At 47.0% G+C, this 17,328-nt stretch carries 16 protein-coding genes; 3 read left to right on the top strand and 13 right to left on the bottom strand.

The features are described from left to right. Positions 1–99: 99 nt before the first annotated feature. The 4 genes from B9N86_RS03185 to B9N86_RS03170 form a co-directional block, all read right to left on the bottom strand. The gene (locus tag B9N86_RS03185) at positions 100–354 is read right to left on the bottom strand and encodes a hypothetical protein (RefSeq protein WP_208917738.1); all 255 of its coding nucleotides are present in this window, start codon (positions 352–354) and stop codon (positions 100–102) included. A gap of 58 nt (positions 355–412) precedes the next feature. Continuing rightward, entirely contained in the window at positions 413–2,437 is a 2,025-nt protein-coding gene (locus tag B9N86_RS03180; RefSeq protein WP_208917737.1) for a heavy metal translocating P-type ATPase, read from the bottom strand. Positions 2,438–2,798: 361 nt separating this feature from the next. After that, positions 2,799–3,977, bottom strand: a complete 1,179-nt coding sequence (locus B9N86_RS03175; RefSeq protein WP_210190636.1) for a thioredoxin domain-containing protein — start codon at positions 3,975–3,977, stop codon at positions 2,799–2,801. 189 nt (positions 3,978–4,166) lie between these two features. After that, positions 4,167–5,459 (bottom strand): homocysteine synthase, encoded by a 1,293-nt coding sequence (locus B9N86_RS03170; RefSeq protein ID WP_208917735.1) that lies wholly within the window; start codon positions 5,457–5,459, stop codon positions 4,167–4,169. Positions 5,460–5,800: 341 nt separating this feature from the next. On the opposite strand from B9N86_RS03170, the gene B9N86_RS03165 reads away from it, so the two are divergent. Next, positions 5,801–6,004 carry a DUF3949 domain-containing protein gene (locus tag B9N86_RS03165; RefSeq protein WP_244563117.1) on the top strand — a complete coding sequence of 68 codons (204 nt, stop codon included), beginning with the start codon at positions 5,801–5,803 and terminating at the stop codon, positions 6,002–6,004. Positions 6,005–6,051: 47 nt separating this feature from the next. On the opposite strand, the gene B9N86_RS03160 is transcribed toward B9N86_RS03165, so the two are convergent. The 7 genes from B9N86_RS03160 to B9N86_RS03130 all read right to left on the bottom strand — a co-directional run bounded on the left by B9N86_RS03160 (position 6,052) and on the right by B9N86_RS03130 (position 13,573). Then, positions 6,052–6,909, bottom strand: coding sequence for an ATP-binding cassette domain-containing protein (locus tag B9N86_RS03160; protein WP_208917733.1), 858 nt, complete (start codon positions 6,907–6,909; stop codon positions 6,052–6,054). After that, the gene (locus B9N86_RS03155) at positions 6,902–7,747 is read right to left on the bottom strand and encodes a hypothetical protein (RefSeq protein WP_208917732.1); all 846 of its coding nucleotides are present in this window, start codon (positions 7,745–7,747) and stop codon (positions 6,902–6,904) included. The genes B9N86_RS03160 and B9N86_RS03155 overlap by 8 nt, the downstream gene beginning before the upstream one ends. Then, the gene (locus B9N86_RS03150) at positions 7,728–8,402 is read right to left on the bottom strand and encodes an RNA polymerase sigma factor (RefSeq protein WP_208917731.1); all 675 of its coding nucleotides are present in this window, start codon (positions 8,400–8,402) and stop codon (positions 7,728–7,730) included. The genes B9N86_RS03155 and B9N86_RS03150 overlap by 20 nt, the downstream gene beginning before the upstream one ends. A gap of 63 nt (positions 8,403–8,465) precedes the next feature. Continuing rightward, the gene (locus tag B9N86_RS03145) at positions 8,466–10,673 is read right to left on the bottom strand and encodes an ABC-2 family transporter permease (protein ID WP_208917730.1); all 2,208 of its coding nucleotides are present in this window, start codon (positions 10,671–10,673) and stop codon (positions 8,466–8,468) included. Further along, positions 10,666–11,535, bottom strand: a complete 870-nt coding sequence (locus B9N86_RS03140; RefSeq protein ID WP_208917729.1) for an ABC transporter ATP-binding protein — start codon at positions 11,533–11,535, stop codon at positions 10,666–10,668. The genes B9N86_RS03145 and B9N86_RS03140 overlap by 8 nt, the downstream gene beginning before the upstream one ends. A gap of 295 nt (positions 11,536–11,830) precedes the next feature. Next, a complete protein-coding gene (locus B9N86_RS03135; protein ID WP_208917728.1) occupies positions 11,831–12,739 on the bottom strand; it encodes an aldo/keto reductase in 909 nt (302 codons plus the stop codon). Between the two features lie 39 nt (positions 12,740–12,778). Continuing rightward, positions 12,779–13,573, bottom strand: a complete 795-nt coding sequence (locus B9N86_RS03130) for a sulfite exporter TauE/SafE family protein (RefSeq protein ID WP_208917727.1) — start codon at positions 13,571–13,573, stop codon at positions 12,779–12,781. Between the two features lie 122 nt (positions 13,574–13,695). On the opposite strand from B9N86_RS03130, the gene B9N86_RS03125 reads away from it, so the two are divergent. Beyond that, complete coding sequence (locus B9N86_RS03125) at positions 13,696–13,875, top strand: hypothetical protein (RefSeq protein WP_208917726.1); 180 nt, start codon at positions 13,696–13,698, stop codon at positions 13,873–13,875. 368 nt (positions 13,876–14,243) lie between these two features. Continuing rightward, entirely contained in the window at positions 14,244–14,582 is a 339-nt protein-coding gene (gene ymzB, locus B9N86_RS03120; protein ID WP_208917725.1) for a protein YmzB, read from the top strand. A gap of 173 nt (positions 14,583–14,755) precedes the next feature. Here the strand turns inward: ymzB and B9N86_RS03115 are convergent, their stop codons facing one another. Beyond that, positions 14,756–16,159, bottom strand: coding sequence for a glycosyl hydrolase family 18 protein (locus B9N86_RS03115; RefSeq protein ID WP_208917724.1), 1,404 nt, complete (start codon positions 16,157–16,159; stop codon positions 14,756–14,758). A 296-nt stretch (positions 16,160–16,455) separates the two neighbouring features. Continuing rightward, a complete protein-coding gene (locus tag B9N86_RS03110) occupies positions 16,456–17,214 on the bottom strand; it encodes a YqcI/YcgG family protein (RefSeq protein WP_244562933.1) in 759 nt (252 codons plus the stop codon). Positions 17,215–17,328: the final 114 nt, after the last annotated feature.

The following is a 17,328-nucleotide window of genomic DNA, read 5'->3' as shown; positions in this document are numbered from 1 at the left end:
TCTTATTTATAATAATTATAAATTAATATTTATTATGATTACTTTCTTGTTGCCTGTCAATACGCATTGCCACATATGTATGAAAATTGTGAAAATATTTTAAGTATCGCAAAAAGGATTGTTCTCCAGATTCATTTGCTCGAGCTTCGTCATTCGCTGTAAAAATGATGGTTTCTTCAACAGAACATTGTTGTTCATATATAAAGATTGCAGATTACCCAAAGACTCCATCTCCTGCGGCAGCCTAACATCAAAATATAACGGTAACATTGGTGGTCTCACCTCTTCCGGAATAAACAATCGTCTTAGATGATACATAGCTATCCTTTGAGTTGCAATAATCTTAATTTTCACTTCCAAATGAAAAAAAAGAGGCAGCTCCACCTTTTTCAGTAAAGTGCCTCTTCATCCATTATTTCGTACGAAGCAAACGGAGTCCGTTCAGAATGACCAATATCGTACTGCCTTCATGGCCAACTACACCAAGCGGAAGCGCAACACCGGCCACAAAATTCGTTACGATCAGAGTCAGTATAACCGTAATCGCGAATATCATATTTTGCTTCACGATCCGCTGTGCCTTGCGGGCTACCTTGACGGTTCCAGCAATTTCTTCGATATTGTCGTTCATCAATACCGCATCGGCCACTTCCAGCGCAGTTCCACTACCGGTGACGCCCATACCGATACCGACCGTGGCTGTTGCCAACGCCGGAGCATCATTTACACCGTCGCCAACCATGACGACATGACCGTGTTTTTCACGCAAGTTCTTCACATGCTCCACTTTATCTTCCGGCAGCAGATCAGAGAATACCATGTCGACGCCTGTTTGCTTAGCGATCACCTGGGCGGTTGCCTTCCGGTCGCCCGTCAGCATGGCTACCTTAATGCCCAGCTGTTGCAGACGTTTCACAGCGGCAGCTGCCTGCGGACGAACCGCGTCCTGCAGAGCAATCATTCCGACTACAGTATCACCTTCCAGCACGACGGATACCGTCTTACCTTCCGACTCTAATTTTGAACGGATGGCAATCCAGTCCGGGGCATTTCCGGGGGTCTCAGTAACGGATACTGCACCCATTCCAGCTCCCGAGACACCTTCAACCACTTCATGCTGTTCGCGATCCAACACATCACTTTTTCCGATTTTCCACAACTTGCCCTCGACCTCGGCCTGCATTCCCCAACCAGTTAAAGACTGGGCGTTCTCAGCAGGATGAAGCTCGATGCCTTCCTCTGCAGCTTTGCGAACAATAGCTACGGCTAGAGGATGCTTCGACATGCTCTCCACAGATGCGCAGATTGCAAGCAACTCCTTTCGCATCAGCTCATCACCCGCAATAAAATCGGTGACCTCTGGAGAACCGAGGGTCAATGTTCCTGTCTTATCGAACGCAACTACTGCGGTTCGTGCCATATTCTCGATATGGGCGCCACCCTTAAACAGCACCCCTTTGCGGGCACGGTTCGAAATGGCGGACAGCATAGCCGGCATAATAGACGACACCAGTGCACATGGGGAGGCTACAACGAGAAATACCATCGCTTTATAAAATGAAGTGTCCCAATCCCATCCGAGAATTGGTGTGGTCAGTCCGATCAATGCTACGGTAACGAATACCACCACGCGGGCATAAATCGATTCGAAGCGTTTAATGAACCGCTCAGATTCAGGAACTTCGTTTTCAGCTTCCTCCACCAATTTAATGATTTTGGCAAAAAGGGTCGCCCCTGCTGCCTGAGTTACTTCTATATAAAGAACACCTTCTTCATTCAGCGTACCGGCAAATACATCATCACCCACCGCTTTATCCACGGGAACGGACTCTCCCGTAATCGATGACTGGTTGACTGAAGAGCCGCCCCGGTATACCTTGCCATCTGCCGGAATCAGTTCACCCGGCTTTACAAGGATCAGATCACCTATCTCCAATTTTGCGATGGACACCGACACCATCTCTCCGGCTTCAATACGCAGCGCTGTCTCCGGCTGAAGCTCCATAAGAGAGGAGATATCCTTCCGGCTCCGTTCCATGGTGTAACTCTCCAGCGCACCACTTAATGCAAAGATAAAAATCAGCATCGCGCCTTCGTTCCAGTAACCGATTGATGCTGCACCCAGAGCGGCAGCAATCATCAGCAAATTCACGTCCAAGTCTCGCTCTTTAATAAGTGTTTCTATGCCTTCCCTCGCCTTGATCCAACCACCGATCGTATAAGACACCACATATAAAGTAACAGATAGCCATTCCGACCACTGACCTACAATCCATGCGGCAACCATCAGAATACCACTGCCGAGCGCTGCTATCACCTCCGGATTAGACAGCAAGCTGCGAAGATCCCATTTACCCGGATGACGCGGTTCCCGAGGGCCAGTACCCTTCTCTACTGGCGATACCGATCCGACCCGCCCATTGTGTACCCATTCCATATCTAATCACCTTCCTAATTGAGAATGAAATCCATTATTACTACCCTTAAAATGACACATGCTGCCCCGGCTAGGCCGGAGCAGCATGCTAATTGAGAATGAGAATCATTTTTGTCCCAGTACAATTTATTTTCCTTAGAGCAACTTTATATTTTTATCATACCCATAACCTGCCTATTTGTAAATATACTTTCGCCTACTTTTTTGCATCACGTTGTTATCAAGCAAGACGCTTAATCGTTACCGGCTTGTCCCACCTGTCCATATCAAAAAAGTCCGGGGGTCTACAGGAAACACCCGGACTCGCTTTCTTTTATGAATGGGAATTTATACTTTCTAATGAAATATAAATCTTATTTTCTCAAGCTTCCTCCGCAGCAGGTAAACGGTTCATCATCCACTCCAATCGAACGCCCGCAAGACGAACAGCTGCCATAGAAGTTGGTGCACAGCATACCCCTGTCAGACCCAAGCGGTATACCGTTCTCAGGTCGGATACGTTTACTTCCCCACTCGCCCTAATTCCAATATGCGGTTTCACACGCCGGATACGCTGAATCGTTTCTTCCAGATTGTTTTGCAGCAAGGCTGGACTGGCCCAGTCCGTAATTGGCTCCTGCAGCCCGACTCCTCTCCAAGCTCCTTCTAAAGAACCCTTCCCATCCATTAAATGCAGTTTCGGGACACTTTCTGTATCCATAACGATGACGTCCGCCAAGCGGGCAATGTCCGCTGCATCCGATGATGATATATCCGGATGAAGTAGCGCTCCAATCTTTATATCAACAGAGGGCTTTAGATGGCACAGTGTCTGGCTCCCGACCTCTTCAATGAAATCAAGCGCTTCCGTAAAATCCGCTGAATCCAGCGGCCAAAGTGCCAACAGCTCCAGCTGGCAATCCAGTCCCTCTTCCTGACAACGTACGACCGCACGATACACCGATTCCAGCTGGATATCCTGAAGTTCCAGCCTTTCTTGAGAACTGCATTCTGCTCCAGTATCCCACGCAAGGCTAACTGCACACGTGTAGCCGCGGGCTGCTTGGAGAACACTGACCCATTCCTCCGTCCATAACGAAATCAGACGGAGTCGGTAATGCTGTTTCTCACTTTCTCCCCGACTTTCCATCCAGTCACGGTATACTTCACTCAACGGTCCACCTGAATGAAGCGCAGCTTCCCCTCTCATAAGGCCGATTCCCTGAGCACCTCGGTCCATGCCAGCAGAAGCCTGCACCAAGCTAGCCGCACGGGACAGTACTTTCAGCCTCCTCTTGTCATCGCTCCAGCCGAGCAGGCGCTGAAGAGAAGACTGATCTTTGCCGAAGGCTTCCTTTTTTCGTACCGCTTCCTCTATGTCCTCGGGAGCAGCCAGCAGCAGCAAGGCTTCTTCGTGGGTAATCCCGCCAGTCATCGCCAAATCACCCAACAAATCCACGTCGTTGATATTTCCAGTCGGACGCTCCCGGTCACCTCTGCTGAACATGTCATAAAAGCGTTTCCCCAATTCAGTGCCATTTCCTCGTTTCCCCTCGGTCATGATTATCGTTCTACCCCTTTTCACTTGAATTGGTGGTTCTTTCGCCTTCCCTAAAGATTATTATGAAGGATCAGGAAATATACAAACGTGCTTCGTTTTGAGGTCTGTAAATAAAGAAGGCACCTTCCTCAGTCAGTCTGAGAAAAATGCCTCTGTATGTCGATGGTATAAAATTATTGTATAGTGCTTCTACTGCTGGCTTGCAGCCAAAGCCTGTTCCAGATCATACAAAATATCGTCAATAGACTCTGTTCCGACGGATATGCGAAGAAGCTCCGGATTTACACCTGCAGCAACCTGTTCTTCCTCTGTGAGCTGCTGGTGTGTTGTGCTGGCTGGATGAATAATGAGTGATTTGGAATCTCCAACGTTGGCGAGATGGGAGAACAGCTTCACACTCTCGATCACTTTACGTCCTGCTTCGGTTCCGCCTTTAATGCCAAATGTCAAAATAGCCCCCTGCCCTTTTGGCAGATACTTCTGTGCCAGCTCATAGGATGAGTGGCTTGATAGACCAGCATAACTAACCCACTCCACTGCATCGTGGTTTTCCAGGTATTGCGCCACCTTAAGCGCATTCTGGCTATGGCGTTCCACGCGCAGATGCAGCGTCTCAAGACCTTGCAGCAGCAACCAGGAGTTAAACGGAGAAATGGAAGCTCCAATATCACGGAGTAGCTGTACGCGGGCTTTAATAATATAAGCTATCGGACCAACCGCTTCGGTGTACACCACACCATGATAGCTTGGGTCTGGCTCAGTCAGACCCGGAAACTTACCGCTTGCCGCCCAATCGAATTTACCGCCATCTACAATGACACCGCCAATTGAAGTTCCGTGACCGCCGATAAATTTCGTAGCGGAATGCACTACGATATCAGCACCATACTCAATCGGACGAAGCAGATACGGGCTTGGGAAGGTGTTGTCAACTATGAGCGGGATGCCATTCTCATGTGCAATCGCAGCCACCGCTTCCACATCCAGCACGTTGCCCTGCGGGTTGCCAATCGTTTCGGCAAATAAAGCTTTCGTCTTATCGTTAATGTATTTACGGAAGTTTTCCGGATTTGTGGAATCAACAAAATGAACTTTAATGCCCAGTTTCGCAAGTGTGTTGGAGAACAGATTATGTGTACCACCGTACAGGCTAGAAGAAGAAACAATCTCATCGCCTGCGCCCGCAATATTCAGAATCGAGAACGTGATGGCTGCTTGCCCGGAAGCTGTAGCCAACGCGCCCGCTCCGCCTTCCAGTGCTGCAATACGCTGTTCGAAGACGTCCGTTGTCGGGTTCATAATTCGGGTGTAGATATTGCCGAATTCTTTCAGCGAGAACAGATTGGCTGCATGCTCACTATCTCGAAATCCGTAGGATGTCGTCTGATAAAGCGGGACCGCACGGGACATCGTTGTCGGATCGATCTCTTGTCCTGCGTGTACGGCTAACGTTTCAATAGAAAATTTGCGTTCCTCTGACATAGGTATTTCCTCCCTTTGCTTCCGATGGAAATTTTATGATGCGAATAATTTCTCCCATTCTCTCATACTTTCCATCGTTTGAAAAGAGGTAATTCCCATTAAATTCATCGGAATTATTTTTTAAGCTTTATTTCTGCTAATCACATCTTGAATTAGGGTTTACTAAGCTGCATCGGCGCTCTGAAGTCAAAATTTATCGTCATAATAAATAATGAAACACGCGCCCTCTTTACCCGTATTAAAAGAGTAAGATGCGTAAAATAATCCCAAAAAGGGAGTGTGAAACATTGGACATCACCATTTGGATAATTGCTGGCGTTCTGTTTTTGCTTTTCCTTGTTATGATTCCTGTCCAATACAATTACATTAAGGCCTTGAATGAAGATCCTAGAAGAAAAGAAAAAACCCAGAATGAGTACTACGAAGGCATGTCATTTCAGGAAGAACAGCTTCATTTCAACTCACAAGGAGGCCTGTTCTGGCCATCATCTTTCGTCGCTTCACTCATTTATAAATTCAGACATAAGAAGAAAAAGCCGAATTAAGCGCAAAAAAACATCTCCTGAACCAGAACTAGGAGATGTTTTTTAATTTACGATCTATGAGTGAGGGCATCCATATGAACGAAGAATGTATCCTCCAGTGTTGGTTCCTTTTCAGAGAATTCCGGACCCGGAGCAATGCTGCCCATCAACCTCACCCGAATACCATGCGGCAGCATTCTGAAATGAATAATGTTCTGTTCTGGAATCTGTTCGAATTCCGTCAGACTGACCTCTCCTTCCCATACCCGTAAAGGAGCGGCCAGCTTCCAGGTCCGTGGAGGCCCGTTGTAACGAATCCGTCCCCGGTGTATCCAGATAACCGTGTCTGTCGCATCTTCCCACTCATTCAGCTCATGGGCGGCTACAACCACCATTCTGCCTTTGGCATAGCGTGTCAAATAAGTAATCAGAAACTTCCGTTCTTCTGCATCCATACCGTTCAACGGCTCATCCAAAAATAAGAAAGACGGTGAGGCCAAGAGAGCCTGTACAACTGCAATTCTGCGCTGCACCCCTTGGGATAGGTTTTTAACCTTGGTGCGGCGATGTACTTCCAGACGAAAGTCTCCCATGAGACGATCTATGGCCTCAGGAGAATATACCCCTTTCATTTCAGCCAAATAAGTCAGCAGCTTTCCAACTTTCATATCACCATACAATTCAATATCCGACGGAACATACCCGATCTGGCTGCGAACAAGTGGCAGGTGATCTGATGCCTTACGCCCTTTGTACAAAATTGTTCCCTCATCCGGAGCTTGAAGCGTCGTTAATATTTCCATCAACGTCGTTTTTCCTGCGCCGTTCGCGCCAACGATCAAGTTCAGCCCGGAATTAAGTCTGGCATTGCCGATCTCAAGCCGGTATATGCCAGCCTGGCGTGTAAGGTCCTCGATACTAATCATGAGTTGTTCCCCCAGGGAGAATATTATCTCTGCGACTGTGCCCATACGATGAAATTAGGAGAGCAGCTCCAATGAGGAGAACTGTCACATCTACGGGTATTTTAATGAAATGCGACACTCCATAGCCACCAATCTGTCCCTGAAGCACAATCCACATGCCGTACACCAGTATAGCTGACAGCATGGACGCCGCCATACCCTTTCGGAACATCATATACATCGCAGCACCGCCAGTTAAGAGCAGAACGCCCATCCATTCAAGTACAAAGGGCCCAAACAAAAAATGAGACGACTCCGCATTCATGGCCCTTATTCCAAGAACCAGCGTACTGATCAGCGCCATACCGACCACCATACCAGTAACCATGAGAAGTCTGCTGTATAGTACAAGCGCTGGTGGATAAGGGGTAATGGTCTCTACAGCCCTCATCCCCCGATCCCATGTCCGGCTGCTGAACAACATTGATGCGATCAGCAGAAGCGGTGTGATAAGCGGAAATATTCCTCCCGGAATGCCGCCGAAATTATCCAGCGGATACTCCGGATCAACCAGCAGAATCAGCATACTAAATACAGCCGCACTTGCGAGAAGGATCGACTTCTGATTGAGACGAAGCTGACTGCGCAGCAACTGCTTCAATGAGGGGGGATCCACCTGAGGGTTAAAATCCAACTTGGGAGGCGCGGCCTCCAGCTTAAGCTGGTCAAATTCCCCCTGAAGAGAGGCAATCAGCTGTGCAGTTTCATTCGGGAACGGCGGCGGATAAACGGCACGGGTAAGCGGTCCTCTAAGCTCCTCTTCAAGCCTTCTTAATTCATTATCGGAAGGATGATCCATGGGAATACACCTCGCTTTCTTTTTGTTTGACTTGCCGGCCATCTTCAGTCCCGGATCTCCCCCGGGTACCGCCCGGCGGTCCGCCTGAACGGGCGGTAATTGCCGGAGCATAGGAATCTTTTACTGTCATCAGCTTTTTAAGTTTTCTCAGTCCATTGTATAAGTGTGTCTTCACTGTGCTCAGGGGGAGATCCAGCAGCTCCGATATTTCCTGCAGCTTCATGTCGTGAAAGAATCGCAAGGATATAATGTTCTGCTGGACATCCGGCAGAGTTTCCAGAGAAGCTGCGATTTCCGCTGACGTCTCCTGCCTCTCAAGCAGTTCTTCAGCACCCGCTGAAGGATCCGAACGCTCAGGAAACTCTTCACCAGCCAGACCTTCTGACCGGTAAGCAGAGCTTTTCCAATAATCCTTGCACTGGTTCAGGGCAACACGGTAGAGCCAGGATCTGACATGCTCCAGAGCCCCATGCTGTCTGAGATGACGGATCAGCCGGATAAACGTCTCCTGGACGATATCCTGCGCCTTCTGACGGTCCTGCAACTGATTGGATGTATAACTAAGCAATGGACCGTGATAGCGGGTTACTAACATCTCAAATGCATCCTGGTCACCGGCTGCCATTCTCTCAGACAACTGTTGATCGGAAATCATGCCTCACTCCCCCTTTCCGTGTTAATATGCTTTCTTTTTCCCATATCATTAGATTAGCTACTTCTATTTATCCTGGCGATGACTGTGCACGACCCGATTCCATTCCTGCTTCCATTCTTTATAAGAAATTGGCTGCTCTTTAAGGAAAAAATCGTCTCGTCTACCAGGCTGGCTGATTCCCTGATTATAAAAATGCTGCAGAAGCTCTTTAACCTCAGCTTCCTTTCCTCTATTCAGCGCTTTCGAAACCTGCCTCAGCATCTTACGGCCGATACCTTTCGGATCATAATCCGTATCTTTCATCGTTAACATCTGAATGGATCTTGCCCAACCATAATAGTCCATCAACTCTTCGTCACTTACACCTTTCGCTTCCCGGTAATATAAATACCAGAACAGACTGCTGATTCTTCCGCGAACATCTTCTTCTACGTCTCCCCCTGAATACATTACGAGTCCTTCTTGACCACCAAAGAGCATGGCGTTCATCCATTCCCCCGGCAGGCCACTTCCTGAATCGTAAAAAGAAGTTCGTGAAGAAAGGATTAATCCATTGTCTACCTTGCCGCTTTCTTCTTGCAGGCTCTCTACACTCGTTCCAAAATACATAATCTGTGTAACGACAGGCTTTAGCTCAGGAATCCATTGTGTAAAGTAATCATACTTTTCTTTTAATTCCGCCAGCTGTATCTGTGCATTCTCCCGGTTATAAGGCGTTGTTACTAACGTAACCGGTAAACCTTCCTCCTTCAGTTCAATCCAGCTTTCACTCCCGAGCAGAGTGAGACCCATCACGTCCTTACCTTCAAATCGCTGATATCCTACCTCTCGTTCAATCTCCGGCATTCCGGTATACAGTGGAACCGAATATCCCTCAACGGTAAGTTTCATTTCTGCGGGTGGAAAATACATGCCAGAATACCTGTTACCGGTATGAATCCGATTTGCCGGATCTTCAGTCTTCACATACACATCTTGATGTCCAGGAAGCGGATACCAAGCCATATATCTCGGAAGATAAACTTCACTTCCTACACTGAAAACAGGATACCTTTCTCTGTTATAGTCCGATAGGAAATCCTTTATATTCCCGGCATAAAACACTTCGATCTGGAGCTTATCAGCTGCTTCATTCGGAATCTCGACATTCAAACGTTCCCCTTTACGTTGGTACGGTGTGTCAATTCCCTGAACAAGGACCTTACTCACTTGAAAGTTTCGGTGAAGTGTAAGCGGAAATGAAGACTTCCCCGACCATTCTTCCGTTGGGACCTCCAGTTTGGCTTGGAATTGTAGCAAATTATCTGGTCTTCGCTTTAGGGTTATGTCATATTTAGAGATGTTTAGCCTTACGTCTTTTGAAAATTCCGTCTCAGATAATCGGATCGTGGAATCATTCAATTTCTCATTAATACTTGCATAACGTTCCTGCCAAATGGAGCCGTAAGGAACAAAGGCCGCAACACTCAGTACCGCAGCGCCTACGGCTGCCAGCCAGCACCATTTGATGTTCATCGTAGGCCGGGTACGGTTCAGCAGTAGAAGACTGACCACCAGCAACAGAAGCGTGAAAGCCAAGACGAACAGCCAGGAACTGAAGAGTTCTTCCCTGAACAATTCATATCCCCACGTCTCATCCCCAAGCGGATTGTTTGTCACAAAAAACTGGTTAAGATGAAAGGTTTTGAGCGGTAAAAGCCTAAGTTGTTCTATAAGAAAAATATCCATAAAAAAGGTGCCGAACATCCAAGCACAAAATCCGATCAGGTACACCACCCGATTCGCTATACAAACACCAAGCAGCATCGCAAGCGCAAAAGTGACCAGGTAAGATATCTCTGATTGAACCACAATATTCATGGTATGCCGCATGACGAGGCTACTATCTACTCCACTCCCTATCGAAATCACATAAAAGATGAAGGATGCCGACATTGTAAATAGCGACATATAAATGATCCCTACAATATATTTGGCGGACAACAGCATCCCAAAGGAAACCGGAAAACTGCGGTTCCATTCATAGGAAGGCCGCCTGATATCACGGCGGACTGTCAGGATACCAAGCAGCATCGCCGGTCCAAGCGATATGGTATGAGCGAAGGAATAATACTGGTATAGCATGTTGTATACTTTGGGATTGGCATAATCTCCTGCCCCCAGAGCGAATAACAGAAATATAACGGCATAGATAACTGGGAACAGCACAAACAGAGGGTTACCGAAAACCAGTCGGAGTTCAAGCGCAAACTGCTTCAGCCATTTATTCATTCCGATCCCTCCGCAGCAGCGCCAAATAACCATCCTCCAGGGTAGGTTCAACCGGAATCGCGTCATTCATCGGTGGTCTGTCTCCTGTCATTCTGCACACCGTCCCTTCCGGAATGGTGCGGGTTGATACGATGAGGGCCGGGTCAACCCTAGCAAATTGTGCAGGGCTCAATACGGCCTCCCATACGTATCCATCTCCGCATGCCTGAAGCTCAGCCAGATCCCCTGTCATCAGCAAACAGCCTTGATTCATCACGGCAACTCGGCGGCAGTTGCTCTCAATGTCGGCCACTATGTGTGTCGACAGCAGTACCGTCCGGTTTATACTGAACCGGGTTAGCAGATTGCGGAACCGGACCCGCTCTTGCGGGTCCAGCCCTGCCGTAGGCTCATCCACGATTAGCACATCTGGGGAACCGAGCAGAGCCTGAGCAATGCCGATACGCTGCTTCATGCCTCCCGAGTAAGTGCGAACTTTTTTGTCCGCTTTTTCTTGCATATTGACCATTTCCAAAAGCTTTGAAATTTCCTTACGGCGCACCGCTTTATCTGTGATTCCTTTCATTACACCGACATAGTCTAGATAATCGCGCCCAGTCATCTGCGGATAAATGTGAAAAAACTGTGGAAGGTATCCAACCATTCTGCGGATTTCTTCCGGTCTCCCAAGCGGAATCCCATTTACCGTCACCTGTCCTGAAGTAGGCGCCAGCAATGTGGCCAATATACGCATCAGCGTTGTTTTACCCGCACCGTTCGGCCCGAGCAGACCCGTCATGCCTTTATCAAATGTAAGTGAAACGTCCAGAAGCGCCCATGCGCCCTTTCGGTAGGTTTTGGATAAATGCTCAATCGTAATCATGTGCTATGCCCTTTCATAACTTCAAAAATAAAATAAGTCCGCGCGGTTCTTATTATGGAAACGAATCGAACAAAAAAAAGTTTGCATTTATATCTTTTACCAGAGATAAATTTTCAATCTATATAGTTCCCAAACATGCCCGGCGACCTGTAATCGGTGCCGGGCATGAATTGCTGCAGCATATTAAACATTAACAGCGTTCATCATTCATCTGCTTTTATTATACACCGATATAACCAACGGAATCGGAAGTAAATAGACTATTGTCCTTATGAAATAAGAGTGGTGTAACTGATCAGCGGTGCTGTTCATACCGATTCGCACGGCTGATAACCTGAATACTCTGAATCTCCTGAGGCGTCAGTCGCTCCGTTTCCCCTGCCGCAGCATTATGCCGCAGCTGCTCCACTGAGCTTGCTCCCGGGATAACGCATGCCACTGCAGGATGCGAAAGAGCGTAACGGATCGCTGTATGAGACAGATCGTGAGAGGAAGTAAACTCCTTATTCACCTGTCTCGTTACATCGAGCAGCTCTTCTTTAGTATAGTCGAGGTAGCCTTCTTCCGCTTTCGCTACGCTTCGATTACTCAAGATCCCTCTGGCTAGCGGTCCTCGGGCAATGACGGAAATTCCATGCTCTGCAAGCAATGGAAAGGCCTCCTCCTCCGGCCGTCGGTCCAAAATACTGTACTGCATCATGACGCTAACAATATTCGAACGCTTCACATATTCCCGGATGACATTTGGGCGAATCGATGATATTCCATAGTGACGGATCCACCCTTCTTTTTTCAATTCCTCAAAAGCTTCAATCGTCTCGTCGATCGGATCGTCCAATGTCCCACCATGCAGCTGATACAAATCGATATAGTCTGTGCCAAGCCGGCGCATACTGTCTTTCACTGCTGACTTGATATATTCCTTCGATGGATCCCAAGCCCAGCCCTCCTGACCAGGTACACGACGATTGCCGACCTTGGTAGCGATGATTACATCTTCCCGGCGCCCCTTAATGGCTTTCCCGACCAGTTCCTCATTCATCCCGGCGTCATACAGATCGGCGGTATCCAGCAGATTGATCCCCTGCTCCAGTGCCTCGTGAATGAGACGAACAGCTTGTTTTTCCTCGCTACCTAAAGACATGCAGCCCAGCCCGATTTCACCTACATATAAATCCGATGAACCCACACGGTTTTTCCTCATCCTTATCTCCTCCTTGTTCATTTATCCATTACCTTACAGCTATATCAAAATATCCATCCATATTTTCACGGCCGTTACTGCGATCAGAACGACCAGTGCGTACCGAAGCATCCTGACGTTCAATCTCCGACTCAGATAGGCACCGAGCGGAGCGCCAAGCAGACTGCCAATTACCGCAAATACCGCCGGCCAGAGCGGTATGCCACCTGCCGCTATTTTACCGATTACACCGCCAACTGCTGACAGAAACACAATGGCGAGTGAAGAGGCAATCGTAATTCTCGTAGGAATCTTGAGCAGGGTCAGCATAATCGGAATCAGAATAAAGGCTCCGCCGGCACCCACAATACCGGATACAATACCTACCAGAAAGGCTGAAGTCACAGCGAGCAGCGTGTTATAGGTCACTTGTGAAACCGGTGTGTTTTCTGATGAAGCTTTTGTGGGGATCACCATCATGAAAACGGCCATGACCGCAAGGAATCCGTAGACCACATTAATCGTTTCGCTGTTCAGGTATAAAGAAGATACACTGCCGATCAAACTACCGATTAATGTGCTTAGGCCCATCTGAATGACAAGCTTTTTGTGGACAAGTGTAGCTCCTCCCTTGGCGCTTAAACGATTAGAAATCATACCTGACAGGGAAGCGAAAAAAACCTGCAGCATGCTGATTGAAGCAACCTCTTTAGGGGTGAAGCTAGTAAATCCAAGCCAGTCCGGCACATATAGCAGCAATGGAAAGTTAATAATAGCACCGCCTATTCCGAGCAACCCGGAGAAAAACGACCCTACCAGGCCGATTAAAACCATAATGACATGCTGTATAACCATGCTGACCGATCTCCATTCGTAATTTTTTAAATATGTAGGCAACATTAATACTGTACGAACGATAAATTATGAATTATAATAAAACCAAGTAAATACATCGGAAAACCGGAGGTGCATATCAATTGTTCAGCAAATTAAAATCCCTGTTTCAAGACAGATGTCCAGATTGCGAACAAAAACTGGTTTCGCATTATGACAACATGTCGCTGACCAAGCACTGTCCAGATCACCACTATACCGAAGAAACCTATCAACATCTTGGCGTGACGATTGTATATAAAACGGACTATCAGGACAATTGAAATCCGTTGATTGTTAAAATGAACGCTTTTTAATGTTATCACATTTTTCAGGGCAGCAAGCCCTATTTCTCTTGTGTCTGGGATACTTAAAGTTTTCATATCACATATACAAAAACGAGGGTGTTCCAAGAGGTCATGTGACCTAAGGAACACCCTTATTGTACTATTTCAGAACATGGTGCATGATTCAGATCCCTGCCTATACAAATTTTTGTTCAATTACCCACAATCTTACGTTAGAACAACATTTCGTTCTGGAAACCATGTCACTCACTGAATATTTCTCTACAGAACTTTTGAAATAAGCAGGACGGTTTTGGGTAATGACTACAAGTACAACTATTTTGCAATAGAGGAAGGTGTAGGTCATGAAACATCCGCTGGAAGACGTATCAGAATGGCTACAGTCACATACAAATCAAAATTTACTTATCCAAAAACGTGAGCAGGATGATCTGGATCAGGCTCGCTTGATGCTCGAATTTATCGGGTACCAAGATGGCGATAATTGTTCAATTGATGACTACGTTGCCTGCAAAGCACTTCTGCTTCACGGAAGCGGAGTTGTCATAACAGATGGGCATGAGTCCCCCCTCCCTGACAGCACCTTTACCCTTGCTGTGGACGGTCTATCCTCAGTAAACGTTGAAGATCATCAGTTAACGCTGCAAACCGGACGGGGTGCATATACCATAATGCCTCAATGATGAATAATATCCATATACAATAGCAGTCGGTAAGCCAGAGACCTCCCTGCCTGTTTACCGGCTGTTTTTGTTATTTAAACATGAAATGCCTACCAGAACACAAAATATCCGACATCGCTATGGATGTCGGATTCGGACATATGAATTTCACACCTTCTGAATTTCGCAAAAAATTATAATTTCGGTAAAACCGGAATGCTTTGGCTGCAGTCACCATTAAGAGGCAGATTGCTGCATACATATTGGCCGGCACTGTTCTCTGTTGCTGCTCCTGACGGGGCAGGTTGATGAACACGCTGTTTCCACAGCTGCCACAGCATGAATCCGTCATTAGCTCTTCCCTTGTTCTTAATATATTGGACCAATGTTTCTACATTATAATACTGGGTTGCGATATTGTTCTGTCCTGTCAGCATTTCTGCATCATATACTGTCCCCGGTTCTGCATTCAGCTTCAGGACGTTACCGCCGGAGCCTTCCGGAGCGATCTGCATCCCCATATTGATCGGCCCGTTATAAATGGCACGGTAGGATTCATATCCTTCCCGCGGATCAAAATATTGACCGCCGTCGTAAGACATCAGGTTGATAAAATCGATCTTGCTACCATGATCCTTCACGACCCTGTACATGGTTCCTCCAAATGGTGAACCCCATTGTACTTTTCCTTCTTCAAATGGTGTTCCTTTCACATAATAAGCTCCTGTTGACCAACCCGCGATAGAAATTTGCAAATTGGAATTTCGAGTATTAATCTCTTGATCTAGACTTGTAATGATGCCTGCGATTTCTCCGTCCTTACTGCAGCTGAACTGGCTGTCTACTTGCTTGTTGCAGTTGCTACTGCTGGACTCCCAATCGATATCTACTCCAGACGCCCCGAGATCCTGTGCCAGATCCACGATATTTTTGGCGTTGAAATGGGACCACTGTGTACCTTGGCTGTATGACCATCCACCCACAGACACAAATACCTTCATTCCGCGAGCTTTCAGAGCAGCAATATTATTGCGGAGATCCTGTGACTGCTGTGCTGTAAACTTCTTCTGTCCATTAGGCGTCGTAGCACCTTCGTAAAATTCCAATCCGGCAATCTCCTGGTCAAATGCATAAGAGCCTTGGGCATACGTCGTATCCGGTCTCACAAAAGAAAGATTTAAATGTGTTATATAATCTGGTATGTTCGCTGTACTCAGATCATAAATGCTTGTATTCCATGAGCTGGCATAAACTACATACATTCGGTCACCTTGAACCGGATTTACCGGTGGGTCTATCGGTGGGTCTATCGGTGGGTCCACTGGAGGTGTTCCGGTATCACAAGCTCCTAGGTCCTGCCACGCTCCCCACGATCCTCCAGAGCCGGGCGCTTCGCCCTGTGTCCACCATCTCGCTTTCCATGCATGCTCGTTGTCGGAGACTATATTTCCTTCGGTATAGATACCCGTGCTGCTCCAGGCTGGATCAGTACAGGCTGACGCTGCGGCTGACTGGGATGCAGGGAACATACTCAGCAGCAGCATTACAGCCAATCCTAAAAGAAGCGCTTTCATTTTTATCGTTTGTTTGTTCGTCATTTCATCTCTCCTTCACATATTAAAATAAAAAGACTCCCAAGCCCTCTTTTAAACTTTCTTCCTCCACACCTCCTCACAAAAGTGTTAAACTTAAATAAGTTCAGTTTCAGTGTAACTCGGTAAAATTTGGAACAACAAGGATAAGATTTGCTAATTCGGGGGCAAAATTGTACAGACACCCGATCACCTTAGCCCTTCTTCAAATATCTAGCCAGCCAAAAAAGGCGCCACTCCAAATGCTGAAGGGCACCTTCCAATGATTATTTAGTAACTAGCTGACGATTGATTCTATAGAATTACGTCTTGCTCTCATAATTAGGATACATACGCATGAATGGACATGATGATAGCGAATTGCCACTGTCACGTAAAAAATATTGTCTCCACTCATAATTGTCTTCTGCCCCATACATCTTCAGATCTGGATGTGGAGGTACAGGGTCATAAGCGTAAAGCCTTCTTCGGATCATCTGTTTTGTCTTCTCCGCCTGAAGTGGTGCCGAATTAAACTTCTCAAGGACCCATCGCGGCGTAAAGGCAAGGACCATGTAAGGAAAGCTGCGACTCCGTCTAAGCTTGTGAGCGGGTGTTCCGCAGTATACAAAATAAGGTTCACCGTCATAGCAAAATTCCCAAAGATGATCCGACGGATCATCCGGTAAATGAGCAGGCCATGGTTTACGATCCATCGCCGTAGTACGGCTTAAAAGAGACCAAAATAATCGTTCGTAGTACTCTACACCGTCCTTCCGGTACGGCTCAGCGTTACTGTGAATAAATACGACCAGTGAAGTATAGTGACCTAACACTCTAGATTGCTCACCATAATTCTGCAGTAGAGCGGCTAGCTGCTCCTCCGCGGCGAAATCTTCAGCTTGTTGAACAAATCCGTACCTCAGATGATTAAAAGCATATCCTTGAACAGCCGGAATACAGGGGAACTTGGATTCGCGGTCCGTCATTTTCACCGTCCATTTATTTATGGCATCCAGCTGCCATGTGTTATGGTTTTCCGGTGCCAGAAGAACATCTTCAATCTTCAACGGCTTTATCACGGGCAGCCCTCCTCTTCCTACAGATTATAAATAAAGAGGAAAATGGGTGACTGTCCTTCGTCTGTTTGTGCTAAATTAACCTTTTGTCCGCGTTGTATTTTAGAAATACGTTTC

This window comes from Paenibacillus uliginis N3/975 (assembly GCF_900177425.1).
In the GTDB taxonomy this organism is placed as follows: domain Bacteria; phylum Bacillota; class Bacilli; order Paenibacillales; family Paenibacillaceae; genus Paenibacillus_AQ; species Paenibacillus_AQ uliginis.
This window is presented reverse-complemented; position numbering and strand designations above follow the sequence as displayed.